The sequence below is a fragment of the Erythrobacter sp. S267 genome, from assembly GCF_057365045.1.
Genome location: NZ_CP200298.1, coordinates 945,149 through 964,826, shown reverse-complemented (window position 1 = coordinate 964,826; position 19,678 = coordinate 945,149). Strand labels below are relative to the sequence as shown.

Below are 19,678 nucleotides of genomic sequence, written 5' to 3'. Positions count from 1 at the left end.
CTCAGGGCGCAAATGCCCTAGATTTGGTGCCATAAAAGGGATCGCAGGCCGCCTTTGAGTGGGCCGACGAGAAAGGGCACACAAAGTGCAAATCGTAAAAACAATTCTCTGGGTGCTGCTGGCGGTTTTTGTCGCTGTTTTCGTGATGCTCAATTACGGTGAGCCGCAACGGGTGAAGATCTGGCTGTCGGACGACCCCATCGGCTTTGACTGGCCGGTAGGCGTAATCGCTCTGGTGTTCTGGCTGTTGGGCGTCATTCCGACTTGGCTCTACCATCGCAGCATCAAGTGGAGCCTGGGCCGCCGCATCCGCAGCCTTGAAAACTCGATCAAGTCCAACGCGCTTGCCCATCGCCGGGCGAGCGATGAGACGGCAGTGACCCCATCTGCCCCGTCAGAGCCTGTGGATAAACCTGTTGAGAACCCTGCGGATAGCCTGCCGACAGTTGGTGCAGAGCCGGGGGAAACTCTCACCCCAGCAAGCGACAAATCTGCATGAGCAACCCCGTCTATCTCGCCCTCGACGTACCGCAGATTGAGCCCGCGAAGGCGCTGCTCGAGAAGGTGAAAGCCCACATTGGCGGCGTGAAGCTGGGGCTGGAGTTTTTCTGTGCGCATGGCGGCCACGGCGTCCATGAAATTGCGCATATGGGACTGCCGCTGTTCCTCGACCTCAAATTCCATGACATCCCCAACACGGTCGCCGGCGCAATGCAGGCGATCCACGTTTACGAACCCAAGATCGTGACGGTCCACGCCAGCGGCGGACGCGCGATGATGGAGGATGCGAAGGCGGCTGCGGCGGAAGGGTGCAAGGTCGTCGCGGTCACGACGCTGACCAGCATGGACTCGTCTGACCTCACCGCGACCGGCATCTATGGCAGCGCGGAAACGCAGGTGATGCGGCTGGCAGAGCTAGCTCATAAAGCGGGCCTCGACGGGATCGTCTGCTCAGGCAAGGAAGTCGGCAAGGTCCACGCCGAGTGGAAAGACGGCTACTTCGTTGTCCCCGGCCTGCGCCCCGCCGGAAGCGGCACCGGAGACCAGAAACGTGTCGTCACGCCAAGAGCCGCTCGCGACAATGGCGCCAGCGTGCTCGTCATCGGTCGCCCAATCAGCCGCGCCGAAGACCCTGAAGCCGCGGCGCGTGCGATTGAAGCGACGCTTTAGGCCAACAAAACGTCAGCCCTATTCAGCGGGCTCTTCCTCGACAATCGTTACAGCTTCTTGCGGAACAGCCAAGAAGTTGGGCGAATCCACGTTCCAACCCACCAGACGCAGGTCTTCTCCAGTGCCGTAGAAGGTGTAGGTCTCGGTCCCCTCTCCCTTCGTGAACTGGGTTGTCATGGTGACTGTGGTTACGGTGATCCCGTTCTCGGCATTGATGTTGAAGCCTGCTCGCTCTGTGCTTTCGACCTTGCCCATCCGATCATCGACCAGCGTGACCAGTTCATCCATCTGCTCCAGCGTAGTCACATCGCGAAATTCTTCGGCAGTCCTACCATAGAGTGCGCGCGCATCGCCTGAATTGTAGATCTCATGATAGTCGGCGACAAACTCGTCCGCTCCTTCAAGCTGCGCCATCGGATTGCAAGCCGACAGCAGGACAGCGAAAACAGCGGCGATGAACAGATTGAGCTTCATTTGGTCCCCCAGATAAACAAGCCGAAGTGGTACTGCTCAGGGATTTTTTGTGAAAGGGCAAGCAATAGGGCGAGAAATCACCTATCTCGCCACGCATGACGACCGACATCAAAATCTGCGGTATTCGTGAAGCCCACGCCCTTGAAGCGGTTGTTGAGGCTGGCGCGAATTACGCTGGCTTCATCTTTCACAAAGCAAGCCCGCGAAACCTCTCGATCGAAGAGGCGGCGGCGCTGTCACAGCAGGCGAAAGGCCGCATCACCCGCGTCGGGTTGATCGTGAACCCGCAAGACGCCTTCCTCGACCAGCTTTTTGCGGCAACTGCGCTCGACGCCTTGCAATTGCAGGGCAGCGAGAGCCCTCAGCGCGTCGCCGAGATTGCCGAGCGTTATGGCGTCAAGGTGTGGAAGGCCATCGCAGTCGCGACGAAGGAGGATGTGACCCGCGCCTCTGACTACATTGACGCTGCCGACCTCATCCTGTTTGACGCCAAGACCCCGCCCGGTGCATTGCCCGGCGGCATGGGTCTGCGGTTTGACTGGACGCTGCTCGCCGGTCTTGATCTCGACATGCCGTGGGGCCTTGCGGGCGGGCTCGATCCCGACAATGTGGCTGAGGCCATTGCGCGGACGGGCGCGCCCATGGTTGATGTCTGCTCGGGGACGGAAAGTCCGCCGGGGGTCAAGGACGTGGACAGAATCGCTGCCTTCTGCAAAGCCGCGCGAAGCTATGACTGAGAACACTCCGAATTCCTTCCGCAATCAACCTGATGAGCGCGGGCATTTTGGCGAGTTCGGCGGCCGATATGTCGCCGAAACGCTCATGCCGCTGATCCTTGATCTAGAGCGTGAGTATCGCGCTGCCCAGCAAGACCCTGCGTTTCAGGCCGAGTTCGACGACTTGCTTGAGCATTATGTCGGTCGCCCCTCCCCGCTCTATTTCGCCGAGCGCCTGACAGAGGCTCTTGGGGGCGCACAGGTTTGGTTCAAGCGCGACGAGCTCAACCACACCGGCGCGCACAAGATCAACAATTGCATCGGACAGATCCTGCTCGCCAAGCGCATGGGCAAGACGCGGATCATTGCCGAGACCGGCGCGGGCCAGCATGGCGTTGCAACCGCGACCGTCTGTGCACGTTTCGGCCTGCCTTGCGTCATCTATATGGGCGCAGAGGATGTCGCGCGGCAGTCCCCCAATGTGTTCCGCATGAAGCTGCTCGGCGCGGAAGTCGTCCCCGTCACCAGCGGCGGCGCGACGCTCAAAGACGCGATGAATGAGGGCCTGCGCGACTGGGTCGCCAATGTCCACGACACCTTCTACATCATCGGCACCGCCGCCGGTCCGCACCCCTATCCTGAGATGGTGCGCAACTTCCAGAGCGTGATCGGCACCGAAGCCCGCGCGCAAATGCAGTCACGGACTGGCCGACTCCCAGATCTGTTGGTCGCCTGCATTGGCGGAGGCTCCAACGCGCTCGGCCTGTTCCACCCCTTCCTCGACGACCCGGAAGTCAAAATGCTCGGCGTCGAAGCGGCAGGGCATGGCCTTGATGGAGACGAACACGCCGCCAGCCTGCTCGGCGGCGCGCCCGGCGTGCTCCACGGCAACAAGACCTATCTGCTGCAAGACGAAGACGGCCAGATCACCGAAGGCCACTCGATCAGCGCCGGTCTCGACTATCCCGGCATCGGCCCGGAGCACGCCTGGCTGAAAGAAAGCGGCCGTGTCGAATACACCGCCGTGACGGATGAGGAAGCACTGGACGGCTTCCAACTCCTGTGCCGCACCGAAGGCATCATCCCCGCCCTAGAACCCAGCCACGCCATCGCCGCCGTCGCCGACCGCGCGAAGCAGATGGATGAGGACAAGATCATCCTGATGAATCTGTGCGGACGAGGCGACAAGGACATCTTCACAGTGGCGGAGAAGCTGGGAGTGGAGATCTAATGAGTCTCTTTCTTTCTCGTCATTGCGAGCCGCGAAGCGGCGCGGCAACCCAGAGCGTCAGAGTGCTTGGCCCTGGATTGCTTTGCTTCGATCGCAATGACGAAGATTTTGTGACGGGAGTGGAGATGTGAGCAGGTTCTGGAAGTATTTCGGTGGTTCGTTAACTCTATTAGGCTTCTACATCATATTCCTGCTTGTCAGCGATCTGACAGGATACAGGGAATTTTCGCTTGGCCCGCTTTTTTGGGTGATTGCGGCCGGTCTATTTATTGCGCCCACAATCATTCTCATCACAAGACAGTTTATGGGCCCCAATGACCCGCCTCGCTAACGCCTTCTCCACCCCAGCCACAGCCGTCATCCCGGACTTGATCCGGTGTCCAGAGCGGCAAAACTCGGCGCTTACTGCCCTGGATCCCAGCCTGCGCTGGGGATGACAGGGTGCACAAGCATTAGGGAGGGCACTAGCCCTCTCACCTTTAGGGGGAGAGGGTTGGGAGAGGCGATAGAGGCAAGCGAGAGGCAGATGCGCGATCCGAAACTCACAGACCGCGCCAAGCACATGCGCAAGCTCATGCCAGAGCCGGAGCGCCGAATGTGGAATCGGCTTCGCGCGGGACGATTGCTCGGCATCAAGTTTCGGCGGCAGAAAGTGATTGGACAATACATCGCTGACTTTGCGGCGAATGACCCGAAATTGGTGATTGAACTTGATGGGGAAACCCATGCAGGCCAAGAGGCTCAGGACGCGGCACGAACGCGCAGTCTAGAAATACAGGGATACCGGGTGATCAGGTTTTCGAATTCGGATGTGATGGACAATATGGACGGGGTTTTGAGCAGAATTTCTGGCGTTGTGACTGAGCTGCAAGGGTGTCCCCCTCCCCCAACCCCCTCCCCTAAAGGAGAGGGGGCTTTGTCGTCTGGCACTACTGATTCCCTCTCCCCTTCAGGGGGGAGGGTTAGGGAGGGGGGAACGCAACCATGACCCGCCTCCAATCCGCCTTTTCCAAACCCCACGCCGCTTTCGTCGCCTTCATCACCGCTGGCGATGGCGACACGGGCGCAAACCTCGACGCGCTGGTTGCGGGCGGAGCCGATGTCATCGAGCTGGGCATGCCCTTCACCGATCCCATGGCGGATGGCCCCGCTATCCAGAGCGCCAATCTGCGTTCCCTCGCCAAGGGGACGACCACTGCCGATGTGCTGCAAATTGCTTACGACTTCCGCGAACGCCACCCGGACGTGCCGCTGGTCCTGATGGGCTATGCCAATCCGATGGTGCGCCGCGGGCCGGAATGGTTTGCCAAGGCCGCCAAGGGCGCGGGCGTTGATGGCGTTATCTGCGTTGATATTCCGCCTGAGGAGGACGACGCGCTCGGCCCCGCTCTGCGTGAGGCTGGCATTGCGCCCATTCGCCTCGCTACGCCCACGACGAATGCGGCGCGCTTGCCGCAAGTGCTCGATGGGTCGGGCGGGTTCCTCTATTACGTCTCGGTCGCGGGCGTCACCGGACTGCAACAGGCAGCGGCGGGCTCCATCGAAGAGGCTGTAGCGGCGTTGAAAGCGGCCACTGATCTACCCGTCGCGGTCGGCTTTGGCGTGCGCAAACCGGAACAGGCAGCCGAGATTGCTGCCCACGCAGACGGGGTCGTCGTCGGCTCTGCCTTCGTGGACATCGTCGGCGAATTTGGCGATGAGGCCCCGGCCAAGCTACAAGAGCTGACAAGCAGCATGGTTGAAGCTATGCGCGCAGCCCGTTCTTAAGGGATACACAGATGAGTTGGTTGACCCGCGTCCGCAATTCGCTTGGCTTTGGTGCCGAGAAGACGAGCACTGAGAAAGATCTCTGGATCAAGTGCCCTAATTGCCAGGAAATGCTCTTCGTCCAGGAATATGAAGAGAACCTCCATGTCTGCCCGAAATGTGACCATCATGGGCGCATAGGCGCCGACACGCGGCTGGCGCTGCTGATGGATAAAGGGTTTGAGCTGCTGCCGATCCCCGAGGTCAAGGAAGACCCGCTAAAGTTCAAGGACTCCAAGAAATACACCGACCGGATCAAGGCCGCGCGCGCCAAAAGCCCGCATAAGGACGCATATGTCACCGGATCAGGCTCGATTGGCGGGCAGCCGGCGGTGGTTGGCGTTCAGGATTTCACCTTTATGGGCGGCTCTATGGGCATGGCCGTGGGTGAGGCGTTTTGTCAGGGCGCGCAGAAGGCTCTGGACCGCAAATGCGCCTATATCGTCGTGACGGCGGCGGGCGGCGCGCGGATGCAGGAGGGTATCCTCTCGCTGATGCAGATGCCGCGGGCGACCGTGATGACGCGGCGGCTGAAGGAGGCGGGCCTGCCCTATATCGTTGTCCTCACCGACCCGACGACCGGCGGCGTCACGGCGAGCTATGCAATGCTGGGCGACATCCACATTGCCGAGCCGGGCGCTCTCATCGGCTTTGCCGGACAGCGCGTGATCCAGGACACGATCCGCGAGCAGTTGCCCGAGGGCTTCCAGCGCGCCGAGTATCTCCACAAGCACGGCATGGTCGACATGGTCGTGCCTCGGGCGGAGCTGAAAGAGACTCTGGCGCAGGTGCTGGGTTACATGCAGCCTGCCGAGGCGGCCTGAGCGCTATGGATTTCGGGCGGTCCGACGACCCGCGCGTTCAGAGACAGCTCGATAGGCTCTCGCGGCTGAGCGTCCCGCAAGGGCGTTTCGGGCTGGAGACGATCCGCGCTCTGATGGAGCGGCTGGACAACCCTCATCGCAAGCTCCCCCCCGTCTTCCACGTCGCTGGGACCAACGGCAAAGGCTCGGTCTGCGCTTTCCTGCGCGCGATGCTGGAGGCGGATGGTAAGCGTGTGCATGTCACCACCTCCCCCCATCTGGTGCGCTATAATGAGCGGATCAGGATCGCGGGCAGGTTGATCGAAGATGGCCCTCTGGCTGAGTTGCTGGAGGAGGTGCTGGATGCCAGTGAACTGGGGGGCGAGGACTTGGGACCAAGCTTCTTCGAAGTCACCATCGCCGCAGCGTTCCTCGCCTTCTCCCGCATCCCCGCCGACGCCTGCGTGGTTGAAGTGGGCCTCGGAGGGCGTTTCGATGCGACCAATGTGCTGGAGCCCGAGGCCGTTGCGGCCTGCGGAATCGCGGCATTGGGGCTGGATCATGAGCGGTTCCTGTTGGCGCCTGAGGAAGGGGTGCCGAAAGAGCCGATGGCGCGGATCGCGTTTGAGAAAGCGGGGATTGCAAAAAGGCACGTGCCGCTGGTCACGATGGGGAGCCAATACCCACTCGAGGCGCAAGCCGCCATCCGTGCCGTTTCCGACGCCAAACATGCGATCCACTATGACTATGGTCGAGCATGGATTGGAGAGGGCCACATCGTCATTCTGGGCCATCCAGACATCGATTTACTTGTCCCTTATCCTTCTTTGTGCGGTGAGTACCAGCACTTCAATGCCAGCCTCGCCGCCGCCATGCTTGCTACACAAGACAAAGTGAGTGCGAGCAAGGAAGCCATAATTGAGGGTACGTCAAAGGCTTTTTGGCCCGCCCGCATGCAGCTTTTGTCTGAGGGGCCTCTGACCGCTCTGGCACCTGACCAAAGGGTCTGGCTCGACGGTGGCCACAACCCCAGCGCTGGCAAGGCAATAGCCGAGGCGCTGGAAAGCCAGCTTCACCTCGTCCTCGGCATGCTCGACAACAAGAATCCGCGCGCTTTGCTTGATCCGCTGGGTGACCGGATCCGCAGCCTTTCAGTGGTGCCAGTACCCGGCCACGACCACCATCCGCCAAGCGCCTTTGGCCCCGAGGCCGTGGCGCGCGCCGACCTCGAAGACGCACTGCTCAACGTCCCTGACGACGGCTACCCCATCCTCATCGCAGGCTCGCTCTACCTCGCGGGCGAGGCGCTGCGGTTGAATGACGAGGTGCCGGACTAAGGCCCGAACGTTGCAAAGCGGCCGCCTAGGTGGGGGCAGCGCCCCCGCCCCAAACAACAAAAGACGCGTGGGCGGGCGCGGGCTTACTGCTTTCGCAGCAAGCCGGGACTAGGCCTCTTTCGGTGGAGCCTCTTCCTTACCAGCAGTCCCCATCGCTTCATCGACGAGACCGTTGCGCATCATCCACCAGAACAGGACGATGCCGGGGAAGGCGAGCACGGTGGTGAGAACGTAGAAATTCACATATCCCATCCACTCGATCAGCCCGCCTGCCGTGGTGCCGGTCAGCAACCTGCCGACGATACTCGCCCCTGCCGATATCAGCGCATATTGCGCCGCTGTGAAGCGCAGGTCGCACAGGGCCGAGAAGTAGGCGACGACGACGACACCGCCATAACCGCTCGCGAAATTCTCAAACCCGATGGCGCCTGCCATGCCGATATTGGAGTGGCCGAGCGCAGCGAGTCCCGCAAAGCTCAGGTTCGAAACCGCCATCAGGACCAGCGCGATCAGCACGGATTTCTTGAGGCCGAGCTTCGCATAGATTATCCCGCCGACAAACACGCCGATAATCAGCGCCCAAAAGCCGACACCCACGTCATAAATCGCGATCTCATCATTGGTGTAGCCAAGATCTTCGAACAGCAGCCGGAAGGTCAGGTTAGCCAGCGTGTCCCCAATCTTGTGGACGAGGATGAACAGCAGGACGAGCAAACCGCCATTGCGGCCCAGAAATTCGATGAAAGGGTCGGCAATCGCGCGCGCCTTGGCGGTGATTGTCGTGCGCTTGGCAGGCGGGCGGTGCCGGGGAGGCTCGCCCAGAATAAGCGCTGTGATCATTGCGGGCAGAGCGAAGACCGAGCATGCCATGTAAGCAATCGACCAGTCAGTGCGCGCCGCCACGATCAGCGCAACGGCCCCTGCCCCTGCCGCGCCGATCCGCCAGCCATATTGGCTCATGCCCGAACCAACGCCCAGCTGGTACGGCTTTAATGTCTCAATCCGGTAGGCATCGATGATGATGTCAAAGGTGGCGCCCGCAGCGCCCAGCATGATGGCGGAGATCGCAACCCACGCGATGTCCTCCTTCGGGTCTGCCAAAGCGAGGTTGAACACCGCCGCAATCACCAGCACGCCAACCACCAGCATCCACGAAACGCGCAGGCCCAACCGCCCGATCACCGGCAAGCGAACGGAATCGACGACCCACGCCCACAGGAATTTGAAATTGTAGCTGAGGAAGACCAGCGTGAAGGCAGTGACGGTCGATTTCTCGATCCCGTCCTGCGCCAATCGCGTCGTCAGCGTCGCCGCAAGCAGCGCAAAAGGAAAGCCTGAGGACACGCCGAGCAGAAAAGCGGCAAGCGCCTCTTTCTCCAGATAGGGCTTGATCGCACCCCACAGGCCTCCGCGCTCGCTTGTACCGGTAGCGGTGTCGCTCATTCGCCCTTATCCTTTTGTGATCCCGTCAATTCGTGCAACACTAGCCGCAGGTGAGAGGGATAAGGAAGCCGTCATGAACGCTCCGACAACAGATTTACCCCGCGAAGAAACGCCCAAGCCGGTTTTGCGACCGACTGAGGGGCAATTGGCGCTCGCGGAAGAGGTTCGGCGCGGCGAATGGCGCGATGGCCAGCCCGGACAGACGGTCCCGGCGAGCCGCTACACTTGCCCGGATCACTTTGCGCTTGAGAAAGCCAAGCTGTTCGACCGGCTGCCGCAAGTCTTGGTGCCAAGCGCCTTGCTGCCCGAACCCGGAATGGCGGTGCCGCATGACGACACCGGGCGACCGCTCCTCATCACGCGCGACAAGGACGGCAGGGCCCATGTGTTCCTTAACGTATGTCGCCATCGCGGCACTCGGCTCGTCGAGGGAGAAGAGGTGCAATGCGCCGCTCGCCTTGTCTGCCCCTATCACGCCTGGACCTATAAGCTCGATGGCAAGCTGCTCGCCCTGCCCCGGCCCGAAACCTTCCCCGGCCTCGATAAGGCCAAGCACAGTCTGGTGGAGCTGCCCAGTCTGGAAGCAGGCGGGCTGATCTGGTTTGCGCCCGAAGAAGGTGCCGATTTCTCTGATGCCGCGCGGGTGAGCGAGGATTTCGCCGCCTTCGGAATGCCGGACGCGCATCTCTTCCGCCGCAAGACTCACACGGTCAAAGGCAATTGGAAGCTGATCATGGACGCCTTCCTTGAAAGCTATCACGTGACCCGCCTCCACGCGAACACGATCGGGCCGTTCTTCAAGGACGGGGTGACAGCGGGCGACAGTGTCGGGCCGCATATGCGCTCTGCCGTTGGCCGCTTGGAGGAGATGGAGGGCGTGGACCTCAGCGATATGGAGGCGATGCGCAAACTCGTGACCTTCGCCTATCAACTGCTGCCTGCGACTGTGATCGTGCCCAGCCCCGATTACGTCAACGTGATGGTGCTGATGCCGCAGGCGCATGATCTGACGCTGGTTGAGGACTTCATGCTGATCGCGGAAGAACCGACGACGGACAAAGCGCGCGACCATTGGGAGCGGTCCTGGAAGCTGCTCGATGGCGGGGTGTTTGCCTCCGAAGACTTCCGCGCAGCAGAGCTGGGCCAGCAGGGTCTGGAGAGCGGCGCGGTCAAGGAACTCACCCTCGGCACGCTGGAAGGCGGGATCGCGCGCTTTGATGCGATTGTGCAAGGAGCCTTGAGCGCCTAAAGCGCGCTCCATGCCAACCAACCCCAAAAAGTCCGAAGACCGCCCAGAAGGCGACCGCATCGCCAAATTGCTCGCTCGCGCTGGTGTCGCGTCGCGGCGCGAGATTGAGCGGATGATCGAAGCCGGACGCATCACGCTGGACGGCAAGCCGGTTACAACGCCCGCAACCTTCCTCACCAGCCTCAAAGGCGTCAGCGTCGATGGCAAGCTGGTCGCAGGGCCAGAGCCGACGCAGCTGTTTGCCTTCAACAAGCCCACCGGTCTCCTCACCGCGGAACGTGATCCGGCGGGGCGTGCGACGATTTACTCTGCACTGGTGAATGCCCTGCCAAAGGACGCCCCGCGCGTGATGCCCATTGGGAGGCTGGACATGAACACCGAAGGGCTGCTGCTGCTTACCAATGATGGCGGGCTGAAGCGGCAGATGGAGCTTCCTTCGTCTGGCATCCCGCGCACCTACCGCGCCCGCGCCTTTGGCGATGTGACGCAGGATCAACTTGAAGCTCTGAGTGAGGGCGTCGAGATCGAAGGCGTGCGCTATGGCTCAATCGACGCCAACCTTGAACAGGGATCATCAGGCAAGAACAAGTGGATCGAGATGACCATCACCGAGGGTAAGAATCGCGAGGTGCGCCGGGTGCTCGAATATCTCGGGCTCAAAGTGAACCGCTTGATCCGGGTGGCATACGGGCCGTTCCTGTTGGGAGAGCTTGGCCGGGGTCAGGCCGCGCGCATCCGCACCGGCGACCTCGACCGCTTCCGCGCTTCACTGAAAGGCGCGAAGTAATGCGGATTATCGCTGGCGAATGGCGCGGGCGGAAGCTGACGGCGCCCAAGGGCGATGCGACCCGGCCCACCGCCGACCGCACGCGCGAGACGCTATTTTCGATGCTGACCAGCAGGCTTGGCAGCTTTGAGGAATTGCGCGTCGCTGATCTCTTCGCAGGGTCAGGCGCGCTGGGGTTGGAGGCGCTGTCCAGAGGGGCAGCGCATTGTCTGTTCGTTGAGCAAGACCGCCCCGCCCTCGACGCGATCCGCGCCAATGTTGCAACGCTGCGCGCACGCGACCGGGCGGCGGTGGATGCAGGGTCAGCGACCGCGCTCAGGGCCGCTTCGCAACCCTACGACCTCATCCTTGCCGACCCTCCCTATTTCACCAACGCGGGCGAGGTTGCCCTCGACCGGCTGTTGCGGTTGGGCTGGATCGGCGATGCCACCTGGATCGCTCTGGAAACGAGCGTCAAGGAGACACCGCAGATCAAGGGGCTCAGCGTGGAATCTGAGCGCAAGGTCGGCAAGGCGAAGTTGTGGCTTTTGCAGCTGGAAAGAGCCGCTTAGCCCGCAGAAGGAGGTGGGCCAGCGCGCGCCTCAATCTGGTCCCAGGCCGCGTCCCGCTCCGGCCCCGTCATCGCGGTGAGCGCGATCTTGTCCGAATTGGCCAAGGCCCAGAACATCTTCTGACGCTCAGCAGAGAGCGACCAGTAATAGCCCTTGGTCTCTGCCGGCCAGACAGCATATTCGCTCTGCTTTTCCGGGGGCCAGCTGTCGTGTTCGGCCTGTTGCTCCTCAGTCATGGTCGGATCAGCGGGAGTGGACACCTCTGCTGCGTCGGGCGCCTGCGCCATTCCTGGCGAAGCGGCGACGTAGGTGAGCGCCACAGCGGCGACTCCGAATAAGAGGTAATGAGATTGACGCATGGAATGCTCCTTTGGTTGGTTCCAAGCGCAACGAACGAGTGCCGTGATGGCAGGGTCGGCGCTGGCTGCAAAGGCATCTGCACGCCCCGCATCGCGCCCCTCGCACAGGTGAGCGGGAGGCGACGCCAAAACGCGATAGGTCGAAAATCGGGGCGAAATCGGGGGAGACTGCGTCCGCGCAAGATGCGTTCACTGCGGAGATATGCAAGGTTGCCTCTCTGTCAATTGTTCTCTAATTGTTCGCATCACGCTTTATGACCAATGTTGTCCCCCTACCCTCGGCTGAGCAGAACGTCCCAGCCTATGCCGCGCGGCTGAACCCGCCGCAGCGTGAGGCTGTGCTGACGACCGAGGGACCGGTGCTGATGCTGGCGGGCGCTGGCACGGGGAAGACCGCTGCGCTGACCGCTCGCCTTGCGCATTTGGTGGCAACCCGCCGCGCCTGGCCGAGCGAGATTCTCTGCGTCACCTTCACCAACAAAGCCGCGCGCGAAATGCGTGAGCGGGTTGAGGGGCATTTGGGCAATCCCGGTGAAGGCATGCCTTGGCTCGGCACCTTCCACTCGATCTGCGCCAAGATGCTTCGCCGCCATGCAGAGCTGGTCGGGCTGCAATCGAATTACACGATCATCGACACGGACGATCAGATCAGGCTCTTGAAGCAGCTGATCACCGACAATGATGAGGATGTGAAGCGCTGGCCTCCGCGCCAGCTTGCCGGGCTGATCGACCGCTGGAAAAACCGCGGGCTGAACCCCGATGACCTTGATGCAGGTAAGAGTGAGGCTTTTGCCAATGGCCGGGGCCGAGAGTTCTATCAGCTCTATCAGGATCGCTTGAAGGCGCTGAATGCCTGCGATTTCGGCGATCTGATGCTGCATGTGCTCAACATCTTCCGCGCTCACACTGATGTGCTGGCCGAATATCAGCAGCGTTTCAAATACATCCTCGTCGACGAATATCAGGACACCAATGCTGTCCAGTATCTATGGCTGCGGCTGCTCGCTCAGACGCGCAAGAATATCTGCGTGGTCGGCGATGACGACCAGTCGATCTATTCATGGCGCGGCGCAGAGGTTGCCAATATCCTGCGGTTTGAAAAGGATTTTCCGGGCGCCGCTGTGATCCGGTTGGAGCAGAATTACCGCTCCACTCCGCATATTCTAGGCGCTGCCTCCGGCCTGATCCGCGCCAATTCTGAGCGGCATGACAAGACGCTGTGGACCGAGACCAATGGCGGCGACACCGTGAAGGTGATCGGCGTCTGGGACGCGCCCGAAGAAGCGCGCAAAGTGGGTGAGGAGATTGAGCGGCTCGAACGCGAAGGCGCATCGCTCGATCAGGTCGCGATTCTCGTGCGCGCGCAGTATCAAACCCGCGAGTTCGAAGACCGCTTCATCCAGACCGGCATCAATTACCGCATCATCGGGGGCTTCCGCTTTTACGAGCGGGCCGAGATTCGCGACGCCCTCGCCTATTTGCGCGTCATTGCGCAGCCGCAGGATGATCTGGCGTTTGAGCGGATCTACAACCAACCCAAGCGCGGGCTTGGCTCCAAGACGCTTGAGCGGATGCACAGCCATGCGCGCAAATCCGGCCTGCCTTTGGCGGCGGCGTCCTTGCAATTGGCGGATAGCGACGAGCTGCCGACGCGGGCGGCGAACACCATTGGCGGATTGTTGCGGCAATTCCTCGCCTGGCGTGAGGCGGTGGAGGAGATGTCTCCGGCGGACCTCCTTCGCCTCGTGCTGGACGAGTGCGGCTATAACGACATGCTCGCCAAGGACCGCTCGCCCGAAAGCGCCGGCCGTGCGGAGAACCTCTCCGAACTCGCCCGCGCGATGGAGGAGTATGAGACGCTCGGCGATTTCCTCGAACATGTCAGCCTCGTCATGGACAATGACCGCGGCGATGAAGAGGAAACCGTCACGATCATGACGATCCATGCCGCAAAGGGGCTGGAGTTCGATCATGTCTTTTGCGTGGGGTGGGAGGAAGGCGTCTTCCCTTCGCAGCGTGCGATTGACGAAGGCGGCCTCGCCAGCCTCGAAGAAGAACGCCGCCTCGCTTACGTTGCGATCACGCGCGCGCGGCGGCGCTGCACGATCCTGCATGCGGCAAACCGGCGGATTTACGGCCAATGGACCAGCTCCATCCCCTCGCGCTTTATCGAAGAATTGCCTGAAGAACATATCGATCAGGAAACAACGCTGACCGGCGGCGCGTCTTTATGGCAGGCCAATTGGAGCGAGAACGAAGACCCCTTCGCCCATGTCGCAAGAGACCGGCCAGAACGCGCCCAGTCGCGCGGTCCGGGATGGCGCAGAGCAATCGAGAGCGGCTACGAAACCAAGCAACAGCGCGTCGCCGAACCCGGCCGCAGCGCCGCCAGCTTCGCCGCCCCCGCCCGCTCCGACATCGCCATCGGCGCGATGGTTGAGCACGCAAAATTCGGCACAGGCTGCGTCATCGATCAGGAAGGCAACAAACTGACGATCAATTTCGAAGGCGCAGGCGAAAAGCGCGTGATCGACAGCTTTGTGACGGTGGTTGGCTAGGCGTTAGAGCACTGCCGATCACTTCGATCCGCTCCGGGATATTCGGCAATGCTGAGCTTAAGGCCGTGCCACCAGCGTAACGGGTGGCTCAGCCAGCCCCAAAGTCCAGAAAGCCCGGCTTGGGGCCGTTCCATTCGCCCGGCTCGGTTGGAGCATCATCTTCGTCGCGTTTGCGGCGGCGCGGTTTGGGCTCGGGCTTTTCAGCCGCAGCGTCGGATTTCTCGCGGCGCTTGGGACTGGGTGCAGGCGCTTCGGCTTTCGAGTCTGACGCGTCGTCATCGCGCTTTGCACGGCGCGAGCGAGGCTTCTTGGGCGCTGGCGCATCGTCATCCGAAGGAGCGCTTTCAGACGCTTCGTCAGACTTGGCCTTGGGCTTCGATTTGCGCTCGGAAGGATCGGCGAGCTCAACCCGCACGTCTTCTTTGCCGAACACCTTGATCTTGGCGCCCGTCAGCTTTTCGACATTGTCGATGGCTTCCGCGTCTTCATCCGCGACAAGAGTGAAGGCGCGGCCCTTGGCCCCTGCCCGTCCCGTGCGCCCGATCCGGTGAACATAGTCATCCGGGTGCCATGGCGTGTCGAAGTTGAAGACGTGGCTGACGCCCTTGATATCGAGCCCGCGCGCGGCAACATCAGAGGCGACGAGGATATTCACATCACCCGATTTGAACCGGTCCAATTCCTTCAGGCGTGAGCTTTGATCCATGTCGCCATGAATCTCGCCACTGGCAAAACCGCGCTTCTGAAGATGCTTGTTAAGCTCGCGCACGGTCGTCTTGCGGTTGGCGAAGATAATCGCTGTTTCGATATGGTCATTGGCGAGCAGCCATTCGAGCGTATCGCGCTTTTGCCGCGCCTTGACCGGCACTTTGAACGCGGTGATGTCCTGATTGGTGGAAGCGGCGCGCGCCGTCTCTATCCGCTTGGGATTGTTGAGGAACGTCTTCGCCAACTTCTCAATCGGAGGCGGCATAGTGGCCGAGAACAGCATCGTTTGACGCGTCTCTGGCAGCTTGTCGCAGATGAATTCGATATCTGGGATGAAGCCCATGTCGAGCATCCGGTCGGCTTCGTCGATCACCAGCAATTCGCAGCCGTTTAGCAGGATCTTGCCCCGCTCAAACAGGTCCATCAACCGGCCCGGCGTCGCGATCAGCACGTCGACGCCTTCGTTCAGCGTCTTGAGCTGGTCGCCCATCTGCACGCCGCCGATCAGCAGCGCCATTTTCAGATCGTGGTTCGCCCCGTATTTCTCAAAATTCTCAGCGACTTGCGCTGCCAGCTCACGCGTCGGTTCAAGGATCAGCGAGCGCGGCATCAAAGCCCGCCTGCGACCCGAAGCCATGACGTCAATCATTGGCAGCACAAAGCTGGCGGTCTTGCCCGTCCCTGTTTGGGCGATGCCGATGATGTCTTTCATCATCAGCACGGCGGGGATCGCCTCGGCCTGGATTGCGGTGGGCTCAGTGTATCCAGCGGTTTCAACCGCTTTCAACAATTCGTCAGATAGGCCGAGATCGGCAAAAGTCATGCGGGTCAAAATGTCCGGATAAGGGCAGCGCTGGACGCTGCGGATAAACCAATGTGTCTGCGCAGTCGCCCCGTGCAGACAGTCGAGCGGCGATTGGCGAAAAATGGCTGAAAAGTCAAGGAATGCCCTAGGGAAACGCTGGGAGAGCGGCGCTTTCGCAGTCTAAGGCGCTTACCGAGTAAGGGCTTAGTCTTCCACCGCGACCAATTGCCGCATCCGCTCAATCTCGCATTTCGCGCCGCTGCGCGATTGGAGAAGGTCGCGGTCAACGCACAGCTGACCATCCGCATTCCGCTCTACATAAAAGCCGGAGTAGAAATCGCGCGCACGGCAGGATCGTTCCAGATTGATGGTCACAATCCGATCATCGCGCAGGTACAGGATCAGCCGATTGCCGTTGCCAGTTTGCACAGCGGCGATGCCAGAGACGGGGACACAGCGCGCCATCTCCCGCTCTTCGAAATCGGCCGGAATGCCATTGGCAGGCAGATCAGCGAAAAGCTCATTACGGGTCGACGGGCGACGCGGAGAAATGCGGATCGTAACGCGTTGCTGGATGCGCACCTGATTGACGTTCTGCGAGGCATAGAAGGCGCTCAGCGGATTAATATCGCTCTGCGAAGCGGCCTGCTCTTCGCTTTCCGGCGGATGTTCATTGTCAGGCGTCGTGGAGGTCAGTTCCTCGCCCGCATTCAGCAATCCTGTTCCTCCGACAGGCACAACCACGCTGCTCTGCCCCAACAAAGGGAGCAGCAAAGCGAAGGGCGCTGCAAAGGGAAGCAGGCTGGGCATGGCGGTGTGTTGGTTTCCTTCCGACAAATCACTGGACGGCCGACTGGACGCTTGCATGCAAACTTTGCACAAACGCCCCCGTGCAGTGGTCGCAACAGCTAGCGTTTGCGATTGAACGCTGGCTTAACCCTGCCCCGTCACACGATTTACCGATAGCGTATTCGCGCTATTGTGTGGCATGAGCGCAACAATGATGACGACCAAGACTCGCACCAATATCTTTTGCCAAGACGCCTCTGAATTGCTGGGCCCCAAGGGTTTCACCACTATGACGGAGGATCTGGACCCATGGCTGACCGATTGGCGTGGGCGCTATTCGGGAGCGGCACTGGGTCTGGCGGCCCCGGCCTCAACCGCTGAAGTCGCCGCGCTGGTGAAGCTTTGCGCCAAGCACGGCGTGCCCATCGTTCCCCAAGGCGGCAATAGCGGCATGGCGGGCGGCGCCACTCCCGACGCAAGCGGAGCCTCAATCATCCTTTCCATGCGCCGGATGAACACGATCCGCTCGCTTGATGCAGGAGCAGGTCAAGCGGTGTGCGAGGCTGGCGTCATTCTCCAGACCTTTCAAGAAGCGGCTGAGGCTAAGGATATGCGCTTCCCCCTGACGCTGGGGGGCAAGGGATCCGCGACGATCGGAGGGCTTGTCTCAACCAACGCAGGCGGAACGCAGGTTCTGCGCCACGGCACGATGCGCGCGCAGGTGCTGGGGATCGAAGCGGTACTGGCCGACGGCAGCTTGTTCGATGCGCTGACCGTGCTCAAAAAAGACAATCGCGGCTTTGACTTGAAGCAGCTGTTGATCGGGTCGGAGGGGACGCTCGGCATCGTCACCGCTGCGACCTTGCGGTTGCTGCCTGCGCCGCGCGCCCGTGCAACCGCTTGGGTCGGCCTCGCCTCAATTACCGATGCGCGCGCATTGCTGCGCCGGGTTGACCGCGCGCTGGGCGACACTCTTGAAGGGTTTGAGGTGGTGCCTGCCCACTGCCTCGACAGCGTTCTTGCCCACCTGCCCGATGCGCGCTCTCCCTTGCAGCAAAAGCACGCTTGGAACGCGCTGATCGAATGTGTGGCAGTCGATGGAGACGATACGGCGCTGCGGGAGCGGTTGGAGAACGCGCTTATGGCCGCGGCGCAGGAAGATCTGCTCGCCGATGCGGTCATTGCCAGCAATGAGCGGCAGGCCGAGGATTTCTGGACCCTGCGCGATTTCGATCTCCGCCGCTGAGCGGGCGCTGGGACCGGCCATGCAGCACGATATCTCTGTGCCGGTTGAGCGTATGCCTGAATTCATCCTTGCCGCCTCGCCCGCCATCGAAGCCGCCCATCCCGGCACCAAAGTGGCGGCCTTTGGCCATCTGGGCGACGGTAATGTCCACTTCCACGTCCTTGCGCCAAAAGGTGCAGTGCCGGGCGTGTGGGAGGAGAATGAGGGTAAAGTCGTCAGCTCGCAGGTCTATGACCTTGTAACCGAATGGGGCGGGTCGATCAGCGCTGAACACGGCATCGGACAGATGAAGGTGACCGAGCTTGGTCGGCTGGGCGATCCCGTCGCGCTCTCCATGATGCGGCAGGTGAAAGACGCGCTCGACCCCCACGGCTTGCTCAATCCGGGCAAGCTCGTTCCACCTACCTAAAAAAACCCCATATGCCGCCTGACTTCCCCCGCGCGCTTGCACGTATCGCCGCGAACGCCTAAAGCGCCCGCCATCGTGAGCTTCACGAGGGATGTTTTGCACCGCAAATCGTCGCTGAGCTGAAGAGCGCGCAACAGTTTATCACTTCCTCATTTCGGAGAGAATTCATGGCCACCGCGCCGCAGCCGCAACTTCCGCTGTTCTATCAAGACCTGCTTCCGCTCAACAGCCGCGACCACGGTGATTACAAGGTCACGAGCTTCCCGGACGCATCTTTCATTGCCAACACCCACGCGATTCCGCTGACCTGCGACGAATTCGTCGATGCAGCCCGCTGCTATCCGATCGTTTTCACGAGCGGCGAGAACCCGCTTCCGATCGCGCTGATGGGCCTGAATGAAGGCGTCAACGTCTTCGTGGATGAGGACAACAAGTTTGAGCAGGGGAATTACGCCCCCGCTTATATCAGCCGCTACCCCTTCATCCTCGCCAAGCTGCAAAAGGACAGCGACGAAATGTCGCTCTGCTTTGACCCGCAATCCGGCGTCGTTGGCAAGCAGGACGAAGGCCAGGAGCTGTTCCGTGAGCCTACCGACGAAGACAAAGCGAAATTCGCCGAAGCAGGCCAGCAAATGCCTGAGAAGGTTCCGACCGACTACACCAATGGCGTGCTCGAATTCTGCCGCCGGTTTGAAGAAGCAGGGCAACGCACGAAGGAGTTTATGGAAGAGCTCAAGAAGCTTGACCTGCTGCGCGACGGTCGTTTCGACATCACTCGCAACGACATGCCGGACAAGCCGTTCAGCTACACCGGTTTCCAGATGGTCAATGAAGAAAAGCTGCGCGAACTGGACGCTGCGACCGTTGAAACACTCAACAAGAACGGCATGCTGATGCTGATGCACGCACAGTTGTTCTCGCTGCGTGTGATGCGCAATGTCTTCGAAAAGCAGAGCGCTGCGGGCAAGGTGCCGACTCAGGTTGCTTGATTGAAGTCTAATTGGGCTGGGCGCAAAGCCTCGCGCAAAAGCCACCAGTAACGATATACTAAGGGCGGCCTACGGCTTGAACGTAGGTCGCCCTTTCCTATTTTGGAAACATGGTCGGCTATCCCCTCATGAGCCGACCTGGATGCGTCCTTTTGGACGTTTTCCTCCCTGAACCTGGCCGCCTCGTGCTCCCCCCCCCCCCCCCTTTAACCGCACGAGGCGGCTTTTTTGTGGGTGCGATCAAGACA

18 protein-coding genes and 1 pseudogene are annotated in these 19,678 nt (G+C 61.0%); 14 read left to right on the top strand and 5 right to left on the bottom strand.

Annotation, left to right across the window (positions count from 1 at the left end):
* The first annotated feature begins 85 nt into the window (after positions 1 to 85).
* Both AC0V6X_RS04405 and pyrF read left to right on the top strand, forming a co-directional pair.
* Entirely contained in the window at positions 86 to 499 is a 414-nt protein-coding gene (locus AC0V6X_RS04405) for a LapA family protein (RefSeq protein ID WP_486183375.1), read from the top strand.
* The gene (gene pyrF / locus AC0V6X_RS04400) at positions 496 to 1,170 is read left to right on the top strand and encodes an orotidine-5'-phosphate decarboxylase (protein ID WP_486183374.1); all 675 of its coding nucleotides are present in this window, start codon (positions 496 to 498) and stop codon (positions 1,168 to 1,170) included. Before AC0V6X_RS04405 ends, pyrF begins: the two co-directional genes overlap by 4 nt.
* 18 nt (positions 1,171 to 1,188) lie before the next feature.
* Here the strand turns inward: pyrF and AC0V6X_RS04395 are convergent, their stop codons facing one another.
* The gene (locus AC0V6X_RS04395; RefSeq protein ID WP_486183373.1) at positions 1,189 to 1,644 is read right to left on the bottom strand and encodes a hypothetical protein; all 456 of its coding nucleotides are present in this window, start codon (positions 1,642 to 1,644) and stop codon (positions 1,189 to 1,191) included.
* A 95-nt stretch (positions 1,645 to 1,739) separates the two neighbouring features.
* Between AC0V6X_RS04395 and AC0V6X_RS04390 the strand changes: the two genes are divergently transcribed.
* The 6 genes from AC0V6X_RS04390 (at position 1,740) to AC0V6X_RS04365 (ending at position 7,537) form a co-directional block, all read left to right on the top strand.
* Positions 1,740 to 2,381, top strand: a complete 642-nt coding sequence (locus AC0V6X_RS04390) for a phosphoribosylanthranilate isomerase (RefSeq protein WP_486183372.1) — start codon at positions 1,740 to 1,742, stop codon at positions 2,379 to 2,381.
* A complete protein-coding gene (gene trpB, locus AC0V6X_RS04385; RefSeq protein ID WP_486183371.1) occupies positions 2,374 to 3,591 on the top strand; it encodes a tryptophan synthase subunit beta in 1,218 nt (405 codons plus the stop codon). Before AC0V6X_RS04390 ends, trpB begins: the two co-directional genes overlap by 8 nt.
* Positions 3,592 to 4,024: 433 nt before the next feature.
* Positions 4,025 to 4,579 carry an endonuclease domain-containing protein gene (locus AC0V6X_RS04380; RefSeq protein ID WP_486183370.1) on the top strand — a complete coding sequence of 185 codons (555 nt, stop codon included), beginning with the start codon at positions 4,025 to 4,027 and terminating at the stop codon, positions 4,577 to 4,579.
* Positions 4,576 to 5,358, top strand: coding sequence for a tryptophan synthase subunit alpha (gene trpA, locus AC0V6X_RS04375; RefSeq protein WP_486183369.1), 783 nt, complete (start codon positions 4,576 to 4,578; stop codon positions 5,356 to 5,358). The genes AC0V6X_RS04380 and trpA overlap by 4 nt, the downstream gene beginning before the upstream one ends.
* Positions 5,359 to 5,369: 11 nt before the next feature.
* Positions 5,370 to 6,221, top strand: a complete 852-nt coding sequence (gene accD / locus AC0V6X_RS04370) for an acetyl-CoA carboxylase, carboxyltransferase subunit beta (protein WP_486183368.1) — start codon at positions 5,370 to 5,372, stop codon at positions 6,219 to 6,221.
* Between the two features lie 5 nt (positions 6,222 to 6,226).
* A complete protein-coding gene (locus AC0V6X_RS04365; protein ID WP_486183367.1) occupies positions 6,227 to 7,537 on the top strand; it encodes a bifunctional folylpolyglutamate synthase/dihydrofolate synthase in 1,311 nt (436 codons plus the stop codon).
* Positions 7,538 to 7,645: 108 nt separating this feature from the next.
* Here the strand turns inward: AC0V6X_RS04365 and AC0V6X_RS04360 are convergent, their stop codons facing one another.
* On the bottom strand, positions 7,646 to 8,980 hold the full coding sequence (locus AC0V6X_RS04360; protein ID WP_486183366.1) for an AmpG family muropeptide MFS transporter: 1,335 nt from the start codon (positions 8,978 to 8,980) through the stop codon (positions 7,646 to 7,648).
* Between the two features lie 73 nt (positions 8,981 to 9,053).
* Between AC0V6X_RS04360 and AC0V6X_RS04355 the strand changes: the two genes are divergently transcribed.
* Genes AC0V6X_RS04355 through rsmD form a run of 3 tightly spaced genes read left to right on the top strand, consistent with a single transcriptional unit; the run spans position 9,054 to position 11,567 of the window.
* A complete protein-coding gene (locus tag AC0V6X_RS04355; RefSeq protein WP_486183365.1) occupies positions 9,054 to 10,229 on the top strand; it encodes an aromatic ring-hydroxylating oxygenase subunit alpha in 1,176 nt (391 codons plus the stop codon).
* Positions 10,230 to 10,239: 10 nt separating this feature from the next.
* On the top strand, positions 10,240 to 11,016 hold the full coding sequence (locus AC0V6X_RS04350; RefSeq protein WP_486183364.1) for a pseudouridine synthase: 777 nt from the start codon (positions 10,240 to 10,242) through the stop codon (positions 11,014 to 11,016).
* Entirely contained in the window at positions 11,016 to 11,567 is a 552-nt protein-coding gene (rsmD, locus tag AC0V6X_RS04345) for a 16S rRNA (guanine(966)-N(2))-methyltransferase RsmD (protein ID WP_486183363.1), read from the top strand. The genes AC0V6X_RS04350 and rsmD overlap by 1 nt, the downstream gene beginning before the upstream one ends.
* Here the strand turns inward: rsmD and AC0V6X_RS04340 are convergent.
* Entirely contained in the window at positions 11,564 to 11,926 is a 363-nt protein-coding gene (locus AC0V6X_RS04340) for a hypothetical protein (RefSeq protein WP_486183362.1), read from the bottom strand. The two genes, rsmD and AC0V6X_RS04340, sit on opposite strands and share 4 nt — an antisense overlap.
* Before the next feature lie 254 nt (positions 11,927 to 12,180).
* Here AC0V6X_RS04340 and AC0V6X_RS04335 point away from each other — a divergent pair, with 254 nt between their 5' ends.
* Positions 12,181 to 14,484: a UvrD-helicase domain-containing protein gene (locus AC0V6X_RS04335; RefSeq protein ID WP_486183361.1), complete on the top strand. Its 2,304-nt coding sequence runs from the start codon at positions 12,181 to 12,183 to the stop codon at positions 14,482 to 14,484.
* An 88-nt stretch (positions 14,485 to 14,572) separates the two neighbouring features.
* Here the strand turns inward: AC0V6X_RS04335 and AC0V6X_RS04330 are convergent, their stop codons facing one another.
* Together AC0V6X_RS04330 and AC0V6X_RS04325 are read right to left on the bottom strand one after the other, a co-directional pair.
* Complete coding sequence (locus tag AC0V6X_RS04330) at positions 14,573 to 16,015, bottom strand: DEAD/DEAH box helicase (protein ID WP_486183360.1); 1,443 nt, start codon at positions 16,013 to 16,015, stop codon at positions 14,573 to 14,575.
* A 186-nt stretch (positions 16,016 to 16,201) separates the two neighbouring features.
* Complete coding sequence (locus tag AC0V6X_RS04325) at positions 16,202 to 16,807, bottom strand: hypothetical protein (RefSeq protein ID WP_486183359.1); 606 nt, start codon at positions 16,805 to 16,807, stop codon at positions 16,202 to 16,204.
* A 193-nt stretch (positions 16,808 to 17,000) separates the two neighbouring features.
* Here AC0V6X_RS04325 and AC0V6X_RS04320 point away from each other — a divergent pair.
* Positions 17,001 to 18,441: pseudogene (locus tag AC0V6X_RS04320) on the top strand (FAD-binding oxidoreductase).
* A gap of 167 nt (positions 18,442 to 18,608) precedes the next feature.
* The gene (locus AC0V6X_RS04315; protein WP_486183358.1) at positions 18,609 to 19,430 is read left to right on the top strand and encodes a SapC family protein; all 822 of its coding nucleotides are present in this window, start codon (positions 18,609 to 18,611) and stop codon (positions 19,428 to 19,430) included.
* The last annotated feature ends 248 nt before the right edge of the window (positions 19,431 to 19,678 follow it).

Bases quoted from the DNA above. Each gene is read 5' to 3' on its own strand.
- pyrF (WP_486183374.1), top strand. From the start codon at position 496: ATGAGCAACCCCGTCTATCTCGCCCTCGACGTACCGCAGATTGAGCCC.
- AC0V6X_RS04395 (WP_486183373.1), bottom strand. From the start codon at position 1,644: ATGAAGCTCAATCTGTTCATCGCCGCTGTTTTCGCTGTCCTGCTGTCG.
- AC0V6X_RS04390 (WP_486183372.1), top strand. From the start codon at position 1,740: ATGACGACCGACATCAAAATCTGCGGTATTCGTGAAGCCCACGCCCTT.
- trpB (WP_486183371.1), top strand. From the start codon at position 2,374: ATGACTGAGAACACTCCGAATTCCTTCCGCAATCAACCTGATGAGCGC.
- AC0V6X_RS04380 (WP_486183370.1), top strand. From the start codon at position 4,025: ATGACAGGGTGCACAAGCATTAGGGAGGGCACTAGCCCTCTCACCTTT.
- trpA (WP_486183369.1), top strand. From the start codon at position 4,576: ATGACCCGCCTCCAATCCGCCTTTTCCAAACCCCACGCCGCTTTCGTC.
- accD (WP_486183368.1), top strand. From the start codon at position 5,370: ATGAGTTGGTTGACCCGCGTCCGCAATTCGCTTGGCTTTGGTGCCGAG.
- AC0V6X_RS04365 (WP_486183367.1), top strand. From the start codon at position 6,227: ATGGATTTCGGGCGGTCCGACGACCCGCGCGTTCAGAGACAGCTCGAT.
- AC0V6X_RS04360 (WP_486183366.1), bottom strand. From the start codon at position 8,980: ATGAGCGACACCGCTACCGGTACAAGCGAGCGCGGAGGCCTGTGGGGT.
- AC0V6X_RS04355 (WP_486183365.1), top strand. From the start codon at position 9,054: ATGAACGCTCCGACAACAGATTTACCCCGCGAAGAAACGCCCAAGCCG.
- AC0V6X_RS04350 (WP_486183364.1), top strand. From the start codon at position 10,240: ATGCCAACCAACCCCAAAAAGTCCGAAGACCGCCCAGAAGGCGACCGC.
- rsmD (WP_486183363.1), top strand. From the start codon at position 11,016: ATGCGGATTATCGCTGGCGAATGGCGCGGGCGGAAGCTGACGGCGCCC.
- AC0V6X_RS04340 (WP_486183362.1), bottom strand. From the start codon at position 11,926: ATGCGTCAATCTCATTACCTCTTATTCGGAGTCGCCGCTGTGGCGCTC.
- AC0V6X_RS04335 (WP_486183361.1), top strand. From the start codon at position 12,181: ATGACCAATGTTGTCCCCCTACCCTCGGCTGAGCAGAACGTCCCAGCC.
- AC0V6X_RS04330 (WP_486183360.1), bottom strand. From the start codon at position 16,015: ATGACTTTTGCCGATCTCGGCCTATCTGACGAATTGTTGAAAGCGGTT.
- AC0V6X_RS04325 (WP_486183359.1), bottom strand. From the start codon at position 16,807: ATGCCCAGCCTGCTTCCCTTTGCAGCGCCCTTCGCTTTGCTGCTCCCT.
- AC0V6X_RS04315 (WP_486183358.1), top strand. From the start codon at position 18,609: ATGGCCACCGCGCCGCAGCCGCAACTTCCGCTGTTCTATCAAGACCTG.